At 60.3% G+C, this 398-nt stretch carries 1 protein-coding gene; it reads left to right on the top strand.

The window, feature by feature from the left end; translation table 11 throughout:
• On the top strand, nt 1–291 hold a 291-nt coding region (locus tag HIJ39_RS23465; protein WP_169103418.1), incomplete at its 5' end, for a transposase.
• Nucleotides 292–398: the final 107 nt, after the last annotated feature.

Here is a 398-nt window from a genome sequence, read left to right on the forward strand (position 1 = left end):
GGCACCAGTCCCGTGCTCTACCAAAGCGGCAAACTCAAACGGGTGCATATGCGCCGTGCCTGCGACAAGCATTTTCGGGCCACGGTCCATCAACTCGCATTCACCTCCTTGTCTCGGTGTCCCTGGGCCCGGCAGTATTACGACCAATACCGCGCTCGGGGTCATGGTCATCATGCGGCCTTACGCGCCTTGGCCAACGTCTGGCTGCGCATTTTGTTCCGGATGTGGAAGACCGGCCAACGCTACGACGAAGCCCGGTTCTTGGCCGATCGGGCGCGACACGCATCCTAGCCGATTTTCTCGTCCCGTCCTGCGATCGCTGACCGGCGACCGCTTGGGTTCGTACACCCTGAATGCGCCGTCCCCAGATATTCACGTTATCCACACCCTTGACATAG

It is taken from the genome of Sulfobacillus harzensis, assembly GCF_012933365.1.
Taxonomy (GTDB): domain Bacteria; phylum Bacillota; class Sulfobacillia; order Sulfobacillales; family Sulfobacillaceae; genus Sulfobacillus_B; species Sulfobacillus_B harzensis.